General features: G+C 74.0%; 14 protein-coding genes. 7 read left to right on the plus strand and 7 right to left on the minus strand.

All coding sequences use genetic code 11. From position 1 onward, the window contains the following. Positions 1–47 precede the first annotated feature (47 nt). On the minus strand, positions 48–3,179 hold the full coding sequence (locus EV284_RS27945) for a molecular chaperone Hsp90 (RefSeq protein WP_130338951.1): 3,132 nt from the start codon (positions 3,177–3,179) through the stop codon (positions 48–50). Between the two features lie 83 nt (positions 3,180–3,262). Next, on the minus strand, positions 3,263–4,189 hold the full coding sequence (locus tag EV284_RS27950; protein WP_130338953.1) for a DUF3027 domain-containing protein: 927 nt from the start codon (positions 4,187–4,189) through the stop codon (positions 3,263–3,265). Positions 4,190–4,470: 281 nt separating this feature from the next. Here EV284_RS27950 and EV284_RS27955 point away from each other — a divergent pair, with 281 nt between their 5' ends. From EV284_RS27955 to EV284_RS27970, 4 genes are all read left to right on the plus strand, one after another. Next, positions 4,471–5,871, plus strand: a complete 1,401-nt coding sequence (locus EV284_RS27955) for an MFS transporter (protein WP_130338955.1) — start codon at positions 4,471–4,473, stop codon at positions 5,869–5,871. Positions 5,872–5,933: 62 nt separating this feature from the next. Beyond that, the gene (locus EV284_RS27960) at positions 5,934–6,419 is read left to right on the plus strand and encodes a DUF2771 domain-containing protein (RefSeq protein ID WP_130338957.1); all 486 of its coding nucleotides are present in this window, start codon (positions 5,934–5,936) and stop codon (positions 6,417–6,419) included. A gap of 17 nt (positions 6,420–6,436) precedes the next feature. After that, on the plus strand, positions 6,437–7,156 hold the full coding sequence (locus tag EV284_RS27965) for a futalosine hydrolase (RefSeq protein ID WP_130338959.1): 720 nt from the start codon (positions 6,437–6,439) through the stop codon (positions 7,154–7,156). After that, on the plus strand, positions 7,146–7,994 hold the full coding sequence (locus EV284_RS27970) for a 1,4-dihydroxy-6-naphthoate synthase (RefSeq protein ID WP_130338961.1): 849 nt from the start codon (positions 7,146–7,148) through the stop codon (positions 7,992–7,994). The genes EV284_RS27965 and EV284_RS27970 overlap by 11 nt, the downstream gene beginning before the upstream one ends. 9 nt (positions 7,995–8,003) lie before the next feature. Here EV284_RS27970 and EV284_RS33615 read toward each other — a convergent pair whose 3' ends face one another. Then, positions 8,004–8,387 carry a cold-shock protein gene (locus EV284_RS33615; RefSeq protein WP_130338963.1) on the minus strand — a complete coding sequence of 128 codons (384 nt, stop codon included), beginning with the start codon at positions 8,385–8,387 and terminating at the stop codon, positions 8,004–8,006. A 162-nt stretch (positions 8,388–8,549) separates the two neighbouring features. Here EV284_RS33615 and EV284_RS27980 point away from each other — a divergent pair, with 162 nt between their 5' ends. Continuing rightward, entirely contained in the window at positions 8,550–8,801 is a 252-nt protein-coding gene (locus EV284_RS27980) for a hypothetical protein (RefSeq protein ID WP_130338965.1), read from the plus strand. Positions 8,802–8,911: 110 nt separating this feature from the next. Here EV284_RS27980 and EV284_RS27985 read toward each other — a convergent pair whose 3' ends face one another. Further along, entirely contained in the window at positions 8,912–9,562 is a 651-nt protein-coding gene (locus EV284_RS27985; RefSeq protein ID WP_130338967.1) for a haloacid dehalogenase-like hydrolase, read from the minus strand. A 40-nt stretch (positions 9,563–9,602) separates the two neighbouring features. Continuing rightward, positions 9,603–10,586, minus strand: a complete 984-nt coding sequence (locus EV284_RS27990) for a hypothetical protein (protein WP_130338969.1) — start codon at positions 10,584–10,586, stop codon at positions 9,603–9,605. 137 nt (positions 10,587–10,723) lie between these two features. Between EV284_RS27990 and EV284_RS27995 the strand changes: the two genes are divergently transcribed. Both EV284_RS27995 and EV284_RS28000 read left to right on the plus strand, forming a co-directional pair. Continuing rightward, complete coding sequence (locus tag EV284_RS27995; RefSeq protein ID WP_130338971.1) at positions 10,724–13,183, plus strand: helicase C-terminal domain-containing protein; 2,460 nt, start codon at positions 10,724–10,726, stop codon at positions 13,181–13,183. Positions 13,184–13,266: 83 nt separating this feature from the next. Then, on the plus strand, positions 13,267–14,922 hold the full coding sequence (locus tag EV284_RS28000; RefSeq protein WP_130338973.1) for a DNA repair helicase XPB: 1,656 nt from the start codon (positions 13,267–13,269) through the stop codon (positions 14,920–14,922). Between the two features lie 7 nt (positions 14,923–14,929). On the opposite strand, the gene EV284_RS28005 is transcribed toward EV284_RS28000, so the two are convergent. Continuing rightward, positions 14,930–15,136: a hypothetical protein gene (locus EV284_RS28005; RefSeq protein WP_130338975.1), complete on the minus strand. Its 207-nt coding sequence runs from the start codon at positions 15,134–15,136 to the stop codon at positions 14,930–14,932. Positions 15,137–15,266: 130 nt separating this feature from the next. After that, positions 15,267–16,535: a hypothetical protein gene (locus tag EV284_RS28010; protein WP_130338977.1), complete on the minus strand. Its 1,269-nt coding sequence runs from the start codon at positions 16,533–16,535 to the stop codon at positions 15,267–15,269. Between the last annotated feature and the right edge of the window lie 123 nt (positions 16,536–16,658).

Below are 16,658 nucleotides of genomic sequence, written 5' to 3' on the forward strand. Positions count from 1 at the left end.
GAAAAGGTTGCACGAGAGGTAAAAGTTTCGCGCACGAACTGTCGGGGTCAGTCGAACCAGCGGTCGCGCGCCAGTTCCTCGGTGCGGGAGGGGTCCTCCAGCAGCGCCGCCACCTCGAATCGGCGCGGCCACTGGGCGGCCGCCCAGGCGAGTCCGGCGGCGACGCCTTCCAGCGTGGCCGCGTGGAGCACGCCGTCGTCGGTGAGCCGCCAGTCGATCCCGACGCCGTCCACGACGAGTTCCTCGTGCTCGACATAGCTGTCCGGAGTACGCGGGCCGAGCAGCGTCCGCACCGGCTCGGGCACCTCGTGCTCGGCGCCCTCGGAGTCCACCGCGCCGGTGACGGACTCGCTCAGCCGCCGCACCTGGAACAGCTCGGCCAGCGCGGCCGCCAGCGACGGCCGGACCGGCAGCAACGGCATTCCGGAGGTGAACGGCAGCAGGTCGGGCGAGTCCACGACCACCGCGTCCCGCGCGTCCACCACGACCGCCTGCCCGTCGCGCACGGCCCGCACCTCGTCCGGCAGCGTCACCTGCTCGGGCTCCAGGTCGGCCAACGCGCTGTACAGCCCGTGCAGTTGGACCGGGGTGACGGGACGGTCGGGGTCGGCGAGCCGATCGAGGAGCTCGGCGGCGCCGCCGGGCTCGTCCAGCAGCGCGGCCACCGAGGTGCGTACCCCGAGGGCGCGCAGCACCTGCTCGTCGTGGAAGCCGGTGGCGTCCGCCTCGTCGTACAGGCCGCGCAGCAGCGGGTCGCCGCCGGCGGCCAGCAGCCCCGCGGGACGGCGGCCGTCGAGCACCGGGTGCCCGCGGAGCCACCAGGCGGTGTAGGGGCGTACGACCTCGTGGGTGCCGTCCGGGAGGAGGACGCGGACCGGCTGGACGAGGGCGTCGCGCAGCGGGGGCTGGGCCAGCAGGGCGAGCGCCTCGGGCCAGCGGTCGTCGTCCACCAGGTCCAGGTCGCGCACGGCGACGAGTTCGGTGGCGACGGGGGGCACCGGGCTGTCGGGGAAGCGGTCGAGGATGTCCTCGGACCACACGTCGACGGCGTCCAGCAGGCCGGCGTCGTCGGGTTCGGCGAAGTCGCTGTCGCGGGGCTCCAGTTCGTCCGGGTCGAGGACCACGTCGGTGGCGCGGACGAGGGCGAAGTCGGCCAGCACCCCGCAGGCGGCCAGCGGCTGCCCGCCCCACTTCTCGGCCAGCTCGGCGTCCACGGCGGCGAGTTCGCCCTCGCGGATCACGCGGGCGAACGGGCTGCCGGGCAGGACCAGTTCACCGGCCGGGGCGAGTTCGCCGTCCTCGTCGGGCAGCGCGAGCGCGCCGAGCCAGGGCTCGTCACCGGGCTCCAGGCCCGCGTCGCGGACCAGCGCCAGGACGGTGTCGGCGAGTTCCTCGGCGTCCGGGGCGTCCTCCTCCCACATCACCCCGCCGTCGTCGTCCAGTGAGGCGGCGACGGCGGCGCGGACCTGCGGGGTGGTGAGCACCGCGCGCGGGGTGGCGGGCAGCGCGCCCAGCTTCTCCAGCAGCGGGTGGGCGGCGTCCGCGTGGGCCATCTTCAGGCCGAGCCGGCCCAGCACCTCGGCGTCCGGCGCGGAGGCGTCCGGGGTGGGCAGCAGCACCTGGCGGGGGCCGATCGTGGTCCGGCCGGTCCCGGCGAGCGGCACCGGGAGCCCGGACAGCCGCTCGGGGTCGACCCCGGTGAGGCTGTCGTAGAGCCGCCACCACCACTCGGGCTCCTTCTCCAGACCGGCCAGCCGGTCCACGGCGTCGGCCAGCGGCAGCCGGTCCACGCCGAGCGCGCGCAGCTCCGGGCGGCGCTCCAGGCCGGCCGGCAGCAGGGTCGGCAGCACCTCGGCGAGGACGCGCACGGTGTCCGCGCCCGCCCCCTCCACGATCTCGGCGTCCCTGGGGCGCAGCGCCTCGGGCAGCTCGTCGTCACCCTGCGGGGGCAGCGCCGGCGGCAGGAACGCGGTGCGCGGCAGCCGGTCCAGCACCGCCTGGCGGAGCGCGCCGTCCAGCTCGCCCTTGCCGAGCGGGCCGGGCACGAGGTCGATGGCGCCCTCGGTCACCGGGCGCCAGCCGGCGAGGAGTTCGGTGTAGGCGTCGGCCGCGCGCTCCACCAGGAAGTCGGTGAGCGGGCCGGGCGCGGCGTGCCGGCGGGTGGTGTCCAGCGGGAAGGACGCGATGAGCACGCCGGGGAAGCCGAGGGGTTCGTCGCTGGGGGTGGGGGCGTGCAGCACGGGCGCGGTGCGGGGGCGTACCGGGCGGCCCTCGCCGTCCTCGGGCACGGCCCAGGTGACCGACCAGTGCGGGCGCAGCCGTTCCTCGACCGGGCGGTCCGCGAGGAGGGCGGCGTCGAGCGGGCCGTGGGCGGCGACGGTGCGCCAGCGGGTGGCGCCGTCGCGGGAGTCGTCCACGACGGTGACGGCGTCCTCGGTACGGCGGCGCAGGGTGCGCGGCTCGCGCCCCTCCACCTCGATGACGACCTCTTCGAGGCCGGGCAGGGCGAGCAGCAGGGAGTCGTCCACGGCGTCGAGCAGCCGCTCGGCCAGGGAGGCGGCGGCCGCGTCGCGCAGCGGCAGGATGACGGCGGTGTCGTACGGGTCGGGCGCGGTGCCCTCGGCGGCGAACGGCAGCCTGAGCAGCGGGACGTGGCCGTCGCGGCGGCGCACCTCGTCGCCGAGGCCGGGGCTGTGCCGGGAGGTCTCGGCGGTCAGCTCGCGGGCCTCGGCCAGCGACCAGCGGACCCCGCCGTGCCGGCCGACCAGCGCGGGCTCGTCGGTCACGGAGAGCACGGCGGCGAAGCCGACGCCGAACCGGCCGACGGTGGCGTGCTCGTCGTACCGCTCCCGCTTGGCGGAGGCGCGCAGGGTGGACAGCGACTCGACTCCGGCGGCGTCCAGGGGGGCGCCGGTGTTGGCGGCGATCAGCACGCCGTCCTGGAGGGTGAGCCGGAGCCGTCCGGGCGTATGCGCGCGAGCGGCGGCGTCGGCGGCGTTCTGGGCCAGCTCCACCACGAGCCGGTCGCGGTAGCCGCCGAGGACGAGATCCTCCTCGGCGTTGGCGTCCTCACGGAACCGGGCGGGGCTGGTGGCCCAGGCGTCGAGGACACCGCGGCGGAGACGGGCGGTGCCGAAGGGGTCGGCGCCCTCGGCCGCCGGCCGCACGTACTTGCTCACGTTCACTCTCCATCATCGACGTGAGTCTCGAAGGTACAGCGACCTGACGGTCCGTCCTTCGCGCGTACGCGCGGCGGGGGGCGCTACGAGTGGCCCAGTTCCGCCGTTTCGTCGTCGCCCTCGGCCGGGACCGAGCCGGAGTCGGCGGCCGGGCGCAGCGGGAACGGGTCGAGCCGGGTCTCGTCCACCACGGGCAGCGGCGGGCGGGGCGGGGTCGGCATGACGGCGGCCTCGGAGTGGGCGCCGCAGCCGTAGGAGAGGGAGACCACGCGGCCGTCGGCCGGGGAGAACTCGTTGCCGCAGATGCCGAACGCCTGGCCCAGCGAGCCGCCGAGCGGGACGAGGAAACCGCAGGTCGCGCAGGTGGCCGGGGCGGCCTGGGCCATGGCGGTCTTCGAACCGAACGCCTCCTCCCAGCGGTCGGCGGCGACGTGCAGGCCGTAGCGGGACAGCACGCGGGCTCGGCGCATGCCCAGTTCCTCGGCGACCGAGGTGATCGAGCCGCGCGCGGGCGGCCCGGACTGGACGGCGGGGCTGCCGGGGGTGACCTCGGCGTCCTCACGCTCGGCCACCTCGCTCAGGCCCTGGGCCAGCGCGGAGTTCGGCGGCGGCTCCTCCTCGCCGGAGAAGCCGGGCTCCAGGCGCAGGTCCTCCTCGTCGGTGGGCAGGAGGTCGCCGGGGCCGAGGTCGCCGGGGCGCAGCCGCTCGCTCCACGGCACCCATTCGGGGGCGAGGAGGGCGTCGCGGCCGGGCAGCAGCACGACCTCGTCCAGGGTGACGATCTTGGCGCGGGAGGCCCGGGCGACGGTGGCGGCCCAGCGCCAGCCCCGGTAGCCCGGTTCCTTGCACTCGAAGAAGTGGGTGACCACACGGTCACCCTCCGAGACCACGCCGATGTGTTCACCGACGACACCAGGAGCGGCCGCCTCCTCCGCTGCGGTGCGGGCGAGGTCGATCGCCTCGGCGCACAGGCGGTCAGGGGTGCGGCTTCGCGTGGTCGCTGCGCTCACAGGTATCGCTTCTCTCCTACGCCGTCTACGAGTGCGGATGCACTCCGGCGGTGAAGCGGACGGAGCGGACCTGTGGGCCGCATCGACGTCCGCGTCCGATCACGCGCGGGCGCACCTCTGCCATCCATTCTGCGTTATGGCTGAGATAGGCACGCTACCCCGTCGCCCGTGGTGGGGGACAGTCCGCGGCCACCCGGCGGGTTCCGGACAGGTGGATCTTCACGGCTCCGGGTCGACTCGCATGGCCGCAAACCGCCTATCGGACGGCCACTCGGGGCACTATGAAGCACGTGGCAGCCACGGACAGGGGGCGCGGTGGCGGCGGTTCGGGCCGCGTCGGCGGTGTCGTCCGCTCCGTCGGCCGTGCCCTGCACCTGCCGGTGACCGGCACGGCGCGCGGCATCCGGAAGGTCACACACGCGCACGGTGCGGGCGAGTCGGGGCTCGGCAAGCTGATCGAGCTGCACGCGGTGAACGGCGCCGGGGACGTCCTGATCACGGTGGCCCTGGCCTCCACGGTCTTCTTCTCGGTGCCGACCGACGAGGCCCGCGGGCGGGTCGCGCTCTATCTCGCCATCACGATGGCGCCCTTCACCGTCCTCGCCCCCGTCATCGGCCCGCTGCTGGACCGGCTCCCGCACGGGCGGCGGGCCGCGATGGCCGGCGCGATGCTGGCGCGCGCGCTGCTCGCGCTGGTGCTGGCGGGGGCGGTGGCGAGCGGCGGGCTGGAGCTGTATCCGGCCGCGCTCGGCGTGCTGGTGGCGTCCAAGGCCTACGGGGTGGTGCGCAGCGCGGTGGTGCCCCGGCTGCTGCCGCCCGCGTTCTCCCTGGTCAAGGCCAACTCACGGGTCACGCTGGCGGGGCTGCTGGCCACCGGGGTGGCGGCGCCGATCGGGGCGGGGCTCCAGATGGCCGGGGACCCCTGGCCGCTGTACGGGGCCTTTGTGATCTTCGTGGCGGGTACGTTCCTGTCCTTCTCGCTGCCGCGCACGGTGGACTCGGCCAAGGGCGAGGACGTGGCGCTGCTCGCGGCGGACGAAGAGCATCTGCACGGGCCGCGGCGCCGCCACCCGGGCAAGCGGCCGGGGCTGCGTACGGTCGGTCCCGCCGTGACCCACGCGCTGGGCGCCAACGCGGCGCTGCGCTGCCTCTCCGGGTTCCTGATCTTCTTCCTGGCGTTCCTGCTGCGCGAGCACCCGCTGGCCGGGGAGAGCGCGGCCGTCTCGCTGGGCATCGTCGGCGTGGCGGCGGGCGCGGGCAACGCGCTGGGTACGGCGGTGGGGGCGTGGCTGCGCTCCAAGGCGCCCGAGGTCATCATCGTGACGGTGGTCGCCGTCGCCCTCGGCGCCGCCGTCGTGGCCGCGGTGTTCTTCGGCGCCGTCCTGGTGGCCTGCCTCGCCGCCGTCGCCGGCTTCGCCCAGGCTCTCGGCAAGCTCTCCCTGGACGCCCTCATCCAGCGCGACGTCCCCGAAGCCGTCCGCACCTCCGCCTTCGCCCGCTCCGAGACCATCCTCCAGATGGCCTGGGTCTTCGGCGGCGCGGTGGGCATCGTCATGCCCCTCAACGGCACCCTCGGCCTGGCGGTGGCCGCCGCGCTGGTGGCCCTGGGCTGGCTGACCACCCTGCGGGGGCTGCTCGCCGCCGCCCGGCACGGAGGGCGGACGCGGCCGCGGGTGGCCTGACGGAGCGGACGTGTCGTACCCCACGTGGACGCCCCGCGCGGGGGGCCCGATAGCCTTCGGCCATGACCTCGCTGCAATCCGCCCCGCGACGCCGCCGGGCGCTCGCCGCCGCCGGTGCCGTTTCCGCCGGACTGCTCGCACTTTCCGCCTGCGACAAGCCGACGCCCGTCGCCACCGTCACCGTCGGGGACAACTCGGTGAGTTCCGAGGCGCTCTGCTACAACGGCGACAAGACGCTGACCGCCAAGTCCCTCGCGGCGTGCGCGAAGAAGGCCGGCGACGAGAAGACGATCACGGTCGACCCGGACGGCGACACCGTGCGCGTCGGCGTCGACCCGAAGATCGCGGACGCGGGCTGGGTGCTGCTGGTCAACGGCCGCCAGTTCACCGACGTCAGCAAGAAGACCTACTCCACCATCCCGGGCAGCGCGTTCTTCAACGCGCAGTACGGCACCCAGGGCACCACCAACACGCTGTCCATCCAGATGGGCACCGGTTCGTCGGCCAAGGGTCTGTGGAGCTACAAGCTCAAGAAGGCGACCTCCTGACGGAGGCTCCCGGTCCCGTGAACGCCCGTACGCGCGTCCTCGTCGCCACCGCCGTCCCGGCCGAGCGGGACGCGGTGGCACGGGCGTTTCCGGGCCCGGCCGACGAGGTACGGCTGCCCGGCGCGACGCTGCTGCGCACGGACGGCGGCCACGACCTGCTGGCCGCCGGGGTGGGCCCCGCCCTCGCCGCGGCCTCCACCGCCACCGCGCTGACCGCCGCCGCCCTCACCGGCACCCCCTACGGTCTGGTCGTCTCGGCCGGGATCGGGGGCGGTTTCCAGCCGGAGGCCCCCGTCGGCTCGCTGGTCGTCGCCGACGCGATCACCGCGGCGGACCTCGGCGCCGAGACCCCGGACGGCTTCCTGCCGGTCACCGACCTCGGCTTCGGCACCGTCACCCATCTGCCGCCGAATTCACTCGTACGAGGAGTCGTGGAAGCCACCGGCGCCCGCTCCGGCACCGTGCTGACCGTCTCCACCGTGACCGGTACCGCCACCCGCGCCGCCGCCCTGCGGACGCGTCACCCCGGCGCGCTGGCCGAGGGCATGGAGGGGTTCGGGGTCGCCGAGGCGGCCGCCGCGCACGGCGTGCCGGTGCTGGAGATCCGCGCGGTCTCCAACCCGGTCGGCCCCCGCGACCGCGCCGCCTGGCGCGTCGGCGAGGCGCTCGCCGCCCTCGCCGGGGCCTTCGGGAAGCTCACGCCCGTACTGGAGAGTTGGAACACGCATGACGACTGAGCCCCTGCAGATCGCGTACTCGCCCTGCCCCAACGACACCTTCGTCTTCGACGCCGTCGCCCACGGCCGCGTCCCCGGCGCCCCCGCGCTGGACGTGACCTTCGCCGACATCGACATCACCAACGGCATGGCCGAGCGCGGCGAGTTCGACGTGCTGAAGGTGTCCTACGCCGTGCTGCCCTACGTCCTGGACGAGTACGCCCTGCTGCCCTGCGGCGGCGCGCTGGGCCGGGGCTGCGGGCCGCTGGTGCTGACGCGGGAGGCGGATGCCGACCTCAGGGGGCGCACGGTGGCCGTGCCGAGCGAGCGCTCGACGGCGTACCTGCTGTTCCGCCTCTGGGCCGCGGACACGCTGCCGGACGGGGTCGGGGAGATCGTGGTGATGCCGTTCCACGAGATCATGCCGGCCGTGCGGGACGGCAAGGTGGACGCCGGGCTCGTCATCCACGAGGCCCGCTTCACCTACCAGCAGTACGGGCTGCACAAGCTCGCGGACATGGGCGAGCACTGGGAGCGGACCACGGGGCTGCCGATCCCGCTCGGCGCGATCATCGCGAAGCGGTCGCTGGGCGCCGAAGCGCTCCAGCGGCTCGCGGACGCCTTCCGCGCCTCGGTCCGGGCCGCGTGGGACGACCCGGAGGCGTCGCGCGCCTACGTCATGGCCCACGCCCAGGAGATGGACCCGGCCGTCGCCGACCAGCACATCGGGCTGTACGTCAACGAGTTCACCGCCGACCTCGGCGAGGACGGGTACGCGGCGGTCCGGGGCCTGCTGACGCGCGCGGCGGCCGAGGGCCTCGTACCGGCCCTCGGCCCCGAGGCGCTGGCGTTCCCCTGAGGGGACCGGTCAGACGTCGAGCTGGTCCGCCACGGCGCGGAGGAGGCCGGCGATCTTCTTCCCCGAGGTGCGCTCGGGGTAGCGGCCCTTCTCCAGCATCGGGGTGATGTTCTCCAGCAGGGTGGTGAGGTCCTGCACGATCGAGGCCAGCTCGTCGGGCTTCTTGCGCTGGGCGGCGGCCACGGACGGGGTCGGGTCGAGCACGGTCACGGAGAGCGCCTGGTCACCGCGCTGGCCGGCCACGACGCCGAACTCCACGCGCTGTCCCGGCTTGAGCTCCTCGACTCCGGCGGGCAGGACCGAGGAATGGACGAAGACGTCGCCGCCGTCGTCGCGGGAGAGGAAGCCGAAGCCCTTCTCGCTGTTGAACCACTTGACCTTGCCGGTGGGCACGTCTGTCCTCGTCCTCGTACTCGTCGGGAAAAGCTCGGAAAGGGCTCGGTGTAGCACTGTGGCGGGTCGACCACGACCCGCCGACACCAAGGCTAATGGTCTTCGGGCGGGTGACAAGGTGCTCCCCGGTTGTTCTCTCGCGCTGGGAACTACCCTGGTCCGGTGCGTGACAAAACCCAAACGAATTCCGCCGGGCCCGGTGACGGACTGATCCGCGCCGGTGTCGTCGTCTTCTTCCTCGGTGCCGTGGCCACTCTCGTCACGGTGACCCCGCTGTTCCTCGGCAGCCATCCGTTCCCGACCTACATGTTCGGCCTGAGCATGCTGATGGCGGTCGGGTTCCTGATCGCGGGGGCGGGAGTGCTCCGCTCGGTGGCGGCGGGTCGGCGCCAGGCGCGGGGCGCCGGCCGCTGAGGTTGGGCGTGGTCAGGGGTGCGTCGGTTGTCTTTCGGCGTGCGGTGCGTCGTGGCTGGTCGCGCAGTTCCCCGCGCCCCAGGAGGTCGGCACGGCCGGCGTAGTCCCGATCAGTGGCCCTGGACCGACGTCACGTGGGTGGTCAGCCAGGCGGGGAAGGCCGTCAGGTCTGTGAGGACCACGTCTGCGCCCGCCTCGCGGAGTTCCTCCTCGCCGCACGGGCCCGTGGCCACCGCCACCGACAGCGCCTCGGCGGCGCGGGCTCCCCGGATGTCGCCGGTGTGGTCGCCCACGTAGACGTGCGCGCCGTGTTCGCGCAGGGCCCGGGCCTTGTCCTCGGCCCACAGGTCGCCGACCACGACGTCGGGTTCGATGCCGAGGTGGGCGAGGTGCAGCTTGGCGTTGGGCTCGTACTTGGCGGTGACGACCAGGGCGCGGCCGCCCGCGGCGTGGACCGCGGCGACGGCCTCGCGGGCGCCGGTCAGGGCGAGGGTGGGGGCGATGGCGTACTCGGGGTACATCGCCCGGTACAGGTCGGCCACGGCGGGGACGTCGGCGGCCGGGAACCAGTTCACCAGTTCCTCCGCGAGCGGCGGGCCCAGCCGCGTCACCGCGAGGTCGGCGTCCACGTACACCCCGGTCCGCTCCGACAGCGCGCGATAGCAGGCCCGGATGCCGGGCCGGGAGTCGATGAGCGTCATGTCGAGGTCGAAACCGACGGTGGGCGCATACGCAGAGGACACGGCAGGCATGGCCGCCATTGTGCCCGGCCGGGGTCGCGGGGCGACGGGCCGGGTCCCGCTACCGCCTGCGCTGCGACCGCCAGAGCAGGAAGAGCGCGGAACTCACCGCCGCCCCCCGCACCACCCACGGCCAGGTCGCGGCGAGCGCGTCGCTCATGTGCCCCTCGGCCACCGGCGTCCCCCAGTGCCCGGTGTCGCGCCCCCACAGGTAGGCCACCCCGGCCGCGAGGGCGAGCGCGGGCAGCACCAGCACCGCCCACCTGGTCTCGGCCGGGGTGAGCCGGCGGGAGCCGTAGGCGATGAGCCAGCCGAGGAGCAGCGCGTACCAGTTGCCCAGCACCGCCCCGGCCAGCAGCGCTGCGGCGCCCAGCAGCAGGAGCGGGTTGGTCCAGCCGGACGAGGGGAGCGGGACGAACCGCCGGAACCGGGAGCGCGGGACCACTTCGACGGGCTCCGCCACGACCTCCGCCGGCTTCGCCTCCCCCTCCCGCTCGGGCTCCTTCGGGGGACGCCGCAGCATCTCCGGGATCTCCACCCCGCCGACGAACCCCGGCACCGAGTCCGCGGCCGCCGCGCCGAACGGACCGTCCGCCACCCGCCACCAGTCGGGCCGGGTCAGCGACTCGCCGAGCTCGTCGGCGGACGCCAGATGCGGCGGGGCGGCCCCTCCTGCCGGTACGGCGGGCCCCGGCCCGGCCGGGCGTGGCCGGGGCACGGCGGCCCGGAGCCCCTTGAACCCCCTGGACCTGCGCTCGGGCTTCCCGGGCTCCGGCTGCACGGGCACGGCGGTGGGCGGCGGCTGTGGCACCGGACCCTTCCCGCCCGCCGACCGCACCACGTCGTCCGGGCTGCCGAGCTGGTCCAGGATGCGGCGCACGGCGGCCGGGCTGTCCACCGTGGCGCGGGCCCGGTGCCGGTCGATCTCGTTGCGCAGCTCGGACACCAGCCGCATGCGCGTGGACGACGGCAACTGCCGCTGCTGCGCCACGTCCCCGACACGGCTCAGATACTCGTAGACGACCTGGTCGCTCTCGATCCCCAACGGAAACCCCTCCGGGGCGACGGCGGTGGAACCCCGTGGAGGAAGGTAGCGCAGACCGCCACCAATCGGCCCACGCGGGCGGAGCGGCCCTCCGGGACCCTCCGCCACCGCTTGCCCCAGCCGCTAACGTGGGTCAGATGAGCCCCGAGGCATCCTCAGCCCCCCGGTCCCTCGCGGAGGCACTCCGCGCGCGGGACGACGCCTCGCTGGCCGCGCTGCTGCGCGACCGACCCGACCTCGTCACACCCGTGCCCACCGATCTCACCCAGCTCGCCACCCGCGCGGGCACCCGCGCCTCGGTGCTGCGCGCGCTGGAGCACCTGGACCGGTTCGCCCTGCAGACCGCGCAGGCGCTGGCCGTCGCCCCGGACCCGGCGACCTACGACACGCTGCACGGGCTGCTGGCCGGTGACGACGGCGACCCGGCCGTCACCGAGGCCCTCCCCGCCACCGTCGCCGCGCTGCGCAGGCAGGCCCTCGTCTGGGGCGACGACGACCGGCTGCACCTGGTCCGCACCGCCCGTGAACTCCTCGCGCCCTCCGCGCAGCACCCCTCCCCCACCGGTCTCGGCCCGACCGTGCGGGAGGCGACGTCGGGCATGTCGCCGGGGCGGGTGCAGCAGATCGTCAACACGGCGGGGCTGCCCTCCACGCACGACCCGGTCTCCGCCGTCGCCGCGCTCACCGCCCTGTTCGCCGACCGGAAGCGGATGGCCGCGCTGCTCGCCGGGGCCCCGGAGGCCGCCCGCGAGGTGCTGACCCGGCTGATGTGGGGACCGCCGTACGGCCAGGTCACCGCCGACCCCGCCAGCCATCTGCGCTGGCTGCTCGACCGGGGCCTGCTGCTGCCGACCGCGCCCGGCACCGTCGTGCTGCCCCGCGAGGTCGCGCTGCATCTGCGCGGCGGCCGGGCGCACCGGATGCCCGAGCCGGTGCCGCCCGCCGTGGAGCCGTCCGTGGCCCACGACCCGCGGATCGTGGACGCGACGGCCGCCGGGCAGGCGTACACCGCGCTCGCCACGATCGAGGAGCTGCTGAAGCACTGGGACCAGGGGGGTCCGGCCGTGCTCCGGGCGGGCGGGCTCAGCGTGCGCGACCTGAAGCGGACCGCCGTCGCCCTCGACGCGTCCGAACCGCTCGCCGCGTTCTGGATCGAGCTGGCCTACGCCGCCGGCCTGCTCGCCTCGGACGGCGCGGCCGACGAGCGGTACGCCCCCACCCCCGCCTACGACACCTGGATGGAACGCCCCGTCGCCGAGCGCTGGGGCCGCCTCGCCGCCGCCTGGCTCGCCGCGACCCGCACCGCCGGGCTGATCGGCGGCCGGGACATCAAGGACCGCGCCCTGTCCGCACTCGGTCCGGGCCTGGACCGCTCGGCCGCCCCCGAGGTACGGCACCGGGTGCTGACCCTGCTGGCCGACCTCCCCGCCGGGGTGGCGCCGGCGCCGGAGGCGGTGCTGACCCGGCTGGCCTGGGAACGCCCCGTGCGCGCCGCCCAGCGCGACGGCACCGAGGACCTCCGTGTCCGGCTGGCCCGCTGGACGCTGAGCGAGGCCGAACTCCTCGGCGTCACCGGCCGGGGCGCCCTCTCCAGCCACGCCCGGGCCCTGCTGGGGGCGGCCCCCGAGCCGGACGACACCCCCCTCTCCTCGGTGGAACAGCACACGGCCATCGCCATCGGTCTCCTCGCCCCCCTCCTCCCCGAACCCCTCGACCACGTCCTGCTCCAGGCCGACCTGACCGCGGTGGCCCCCGGCCCGCTGCTGCGCCCCCTCGCCGAGATGCTCGGGGTGCTCGCGGACGTGGAGTCCAAGGGCGGCGCGACCGTGTACCGGTTCACCCCCGCCTCCGTACGCCGGGCCCTGGACGCCGGGCAGACCGCCGCGGACCTGCACGCCTTCCTCGCCCAGCACTCCCGCACCCCGGTACCGCAGCCGCTCACGTATCTCATCGACGACGTGGCCCGCAGGCACGGGCACCTCCGGGTCGGCGCCGCCTCGGCGTACGTCCGCTGCGACGACGACTCGGTGCTGAACGAGATCATCGCCGACAAGCGGGCCGCCGCCCTGCGGCTGCGCCGTCTCGCCCCGACCGTGCTGGCCGCGCCCTGCGACCCGGCGACCCTGCTGGAGGGCCTGCGCTCGCTGGGCTACGCGCCCGCCGCCGAGTCCGCCCAGGGCGATGTGCTGATCGCCCGCGCCGACGCCCACCGCACTCCGCCGCGCACCGCGCCCGAGCCGGTGCCGGAGGGTCCGCCCGCCCCGGACAACGTGCTGCTGACGGCGGCCGTCCGCGCCATCCGGGCCGGTGACCTGGCCGCCACCGCCCCGCTGAAGGCGTCCGGACCGCAGCCGGCCGGCGGCGAACTCCCCCGCACCAGCCCCGCCGACACCCTGGCCACCATGCAGGCGGCCGTCATGACCGGCGAGGCCGTGTGGATCGGCTACGTCAACGCCGACGGCGCCGCCAGCCAGCGCGTCGTCGCCCCCATCCGGGTCGAGGGCGGTTTCGTCACCGCCTACGACCACACCGCCGACGAGGTCCGCACCTACCCCCTGCACCGGATCACCGGGGTGGCCGAGCTGGCGGAGGACTGACCGCGAGGAGCCGCCCTCCGGGCCCCCGTATCCGGCGCGCATCAGGCACACTGGAGGTTTGGCCGCGCGGAAGGATGGCACACGTGAACGGTCCGCTGATCGTCCAGTCCGACAAGACCCTGCTCCTGGAAGTCGACCACGAGCGGGCCGACGAATGCCGTCGGGCCATCGCGCCCTTCGCGGAGCTGGAACGGGCCCCGGAGCACATCCACACCTACCGGCTCACCCCGCTCGGCCTCTGGAACGCGCGGGCCGCCGGGCACGACGCGGAGCAGGTCGTCGACGCGCTGGTGCAGTACAGCCGGTATCCGGTGCCGCACGCCCTGCTGGTCGACATCGCGGAGACCATGGACCGGTACGGCCGGCTCACCCTGAGCAAGCACCCGGCGCACGGGCTGGTCCTCACCACCACCGACCGGCCGGTACTGGAGGAGATCCTGCGCTCCAAGCGGGTCACCCCGCTGGTCGGCAACCGGATCGACCCCGACACCGTGGCCGTCCACCCCTCCGAGCGGGGTCAGATCAAGCAGACCCTGCTCAAGCTCGGCTGGCCCGCCGAGGACCTCGCCGGATACGTGGACGGCGAGGCGCACGCGATCGACCTGCGCGAGGACGGCTGGGCGTTGCGTCCCTACCAGAAGCAGGCCGTGGAGAACTTCTGGCACGGCGGCAGCGGTGTCGTGGTGCTGCCCTGCGGTGCGGGCAAGACGCTGGTCGGCGCCGGGGCGATGGCGCAGGCCGGTTCGACCACGCTGATCCTGGTCACCAACACCGTCTCCGCCCGGCAGTGGAAGCACGAGCTGGTGAAGCGGACCTCGCTGACCGAGGACGAGATCGGCGAGTACAGCGGCACCAAGAAGGAGATCCGGCCGGTCACCATCGCCACCTATCAGGTGCTGACCACCCGCCGGAAGGGTGTCTACCCGCACCTCGAGCTCTTCGACTCCCGTGACTGGGGTCTGATCCTCTACGACGAGGTCCATCTGCTGCCCGCTCCCGTCTTCAAGTTCACCGCCGATCTCCAGGCCCGCCGCCGCCTCGGTCTGACCGCGACCCTGGTGCGCGAGGACGGCCGCGAGTCCGATGTGTTCTCCCTGATCGGGCCCAAGCGGTTCGACGCGCCGTGGAAGGAGATCGAGGCACAGGGCTACATCGCGCCCGCCGACTGCGTCGAGGTCCGCGTGAACCTCACCGACTCCGAGCGGCTCGCCTACGCCACCGCCGAGACCGAGGACAAGTACCGCTTCTGCGCCACCACCGCGACCAAGCGGAAGGTCACGGAGGCGATCGTGCGCCGGTTCGCCGGGCAGCAGATTCTCGTGATCGGCCAGTACATCGACCAGCTGGACGAGCTGGGCGAGCATCTGAACGCGCCCGTGATCAAGGGCGAGACCTCCAACGCCCAGCGGGAGAAGCTCTTCGACGCCTTCCGCGAGGGGGAGATCAGCGTGCTGGTCGTCTCCAAGGTCGCCAACTTCTCCATCGACCTGCCCGAGGCGACCGTCGCCATCCAGGTGTCCGGCACCTTCGGATCGCGGCAGGAGGAGGCCCAGCGGCTCGGCCGGGTGCTGCGGCCCAAGGCGGACGGCCACCGGGCGCACTTCTACTCGGTCGTCGCCCGCGACACGATCGACCAGGACTTCGCGGCCCACCGCCAGCGCTTCCTCGCGGAACAGGGCTACGCCTACCGGATCGTCGACGCCGACGAGATCCTCGCGGAGGGCACGAAGGAGAACTAGGACCCGGCTACGGGTCCCCGAGGGCGTCCCCGTATCTGCGGTGGACGCCCGCCTCCTCGCCGTACTCGCCGAGTATGACCACGCCGAAGGCGGCCTGCGCGTAGACCTTGATCGCGCGCAGGGCCTCGCCGAGGAGGTGGCGGTGGTCGCCGCCGGCCACCGCGGTGGCTCCGGACGGACGGGGTGGGGCGGGGTGAAGGGTTGCTGCGCTCATGTCTCCATGGTGAGACTTCCGGCATAAGTCCGGAATACACCCACGGGTCGGTTCTCCAAGCGATCCCTCTGCACCCGTGGGTGGAGCCACCCCTCACGCACCGCCGCACACACCCCCTAGGGGTAGGGGCTCAGGAGCCGTCCGCGTGCACCGCGTAGACGTACCGCTTCCCCGCGTACTCGCTCAGGTTCCAGATCACCGACTCGGCGAACGACCAGCCCGAGGCGCCGCTGGTGTGGTAGCTGAGGTCCTCGGAGCCGATGGCCAGGTTGCACACCGTGCTCGCGGTCGAGGCGCCCGAGGTGAAGGTGCGCAGCGCGCCCGCGCCGGAGGGGCCGTTGCTGACCGAGAGGTAGTGCTTGCTGTTGCGGGAGACGACGCCCTGGATCTTCTTCTGGGCGACCGTGACCGCCTCGCTCGGCGTGCCCGAGGACAGCGCGCGGTTGGTGTAGTCGAGGTTCCAGCGCACGACCTTCGGCGTGGTGGTCGGCGCGCCCGTGCCGGTCCAGGAGGTGCCCGAGTAGTCGACCGCGCCGTCCTCGGAGTACTCGCTCACCACCAGGCTGTCCGGGGTGCTGGCGCGGTCGAGGCCGATCGCCGAGTAGCGCAGGTACTTGCCGGTGTTGTCGTACGCGCCGCTCTGCGGGAGCACGTACGCGTAGCCGTAGCCGTAGTAGGTGCCGTCGACCAGGCCGCAGGAGTCGGTCTGGGTGGTGTCGACCTGGAAGAGGGTGGTGAGGTCGAAGACCCTGAGGCCCTTGTAGGTGTCGACGACGTACAGCAGGTCGCCGTACCAGAGGATGCCGCCGGCGTGCTTGCGTATGGGGTTGAAGGAGAACTCGCCGGTGGCCGTCTTCACCGGCTCGACCAGCAGGACGTGGCGGTAGGTGGGCGCGGAGGCGGAGTTGTAGTTGACGAAGGTGAGCCGCAGGCCCTTGTCGAGGGGATATTCGTCGGTGCCGTCGCCGTCCGGGTCGGTCTCGAAGTACCAGGAGACCAGGACGGCCTTGTTGCTGCCGCTGTCAGGGTAGACACCGTTGCCGTAGGCGTCGGCGCTGGTGGTGACGCCCTGCGGAATCCAGTAGTCGACGGCCTGGTCGCCGCTGTCCCAGGTGAAGCCGGCCTGGAACGCCTGGGACGTGCCCGGCGCGCTGGTGAGGCGGGGGGCGTTGCGGTTGGTGTCGGCGAGGACGGCGGTCGCGTCCACCTTGGTGAGCTTGGCCGCCAGGCCCGCGTTCAGGTCGGCGAACTGCCCGTAGGAGTTGCCCGTACGGGTGGTGAGGGCGAACTGCGCCGGGTCGATGGTGGCGGCGTGCGCGACGGAGGGCGCGAGGGCGGCCCCGGCCGCTCCGACGAACGGTGCGGCGGCGATTCCCCGGAGGATACTTCTGCGCGTCATGGACATGGCGGCGAACGTATGTCCTACATGATCAGCCGCACAAGCACGTGCGTTCGGCTTCGGAGTGGGTTCGGGCGGGATTCGGACGCGCCCGGATATTCATTGGCCCCACCCCGGCCGCCC

It is taken from the genome of Streptomyces sp. BK022 (assembly GCF_004217355.1).
Taxonomy (GTDB): domain Bacteria; phylum Actinomycetota; class Actinomycetes; order Streptomycetales; family Streptomycetaceae; genus Streptomyces; species Streptomyces griseoluteus.

Excerpts from the sequence above, each read along its gene's own strand:
- EV284_RS27960 (WP_130338957.1), top strand. The coding sequence starts at position 5,934 with ATGACCTCGCTGCAATCCGCCCCGCGACGCCGCCGGGCGCTCGCCGCC.
- EV284_RS27955 (WP_130338955.1), top strand. The coding sequence starts at position 4,471 with ATGAAGCACGTGGCAGCCACGGACAGGGGGCGCGGTGGCGGCGGTTCG.
- EV284_RS27970 (WP_130338961.1), top strand. The coding sequence starts at position 7,146 with ATGACGACTGAGCCCCTGCAGATCGCGTACTCGCCCTGCCCCAACGAC.
- EV284_RS27995 (WP_130338971.1), top strand. The coding sequence starts at position 10,724 with ATGAGCCCCGAGGCATCCTCAGCCCCCCGGTCCCTCGCGGAGGCACTC.
- EV284_RS27985 (WP_130338967.1), bottom strand. The coding sequence starts at position 9,562 with ATGGCGGCCATGCCTGCCGTGTCCTCTGCGTATGCGCCCACCGTCGGT.
- EV284_RS28005 (WP_130338975.1), bottom strand. The coding sequence starts at position 15,136 with ATGAGCGCAGCAACCCTTCACCCCGCCCCACCCCGTCCGTCCGGAGCC.
- EV284_RS28010 (WP_130338977.1), bottom strand. The coding sequence starts at position 16,535 with ATGACGCGCAGAAGTATCCTCCGGGGAATCGCCGCCGCACCGTTCGTC.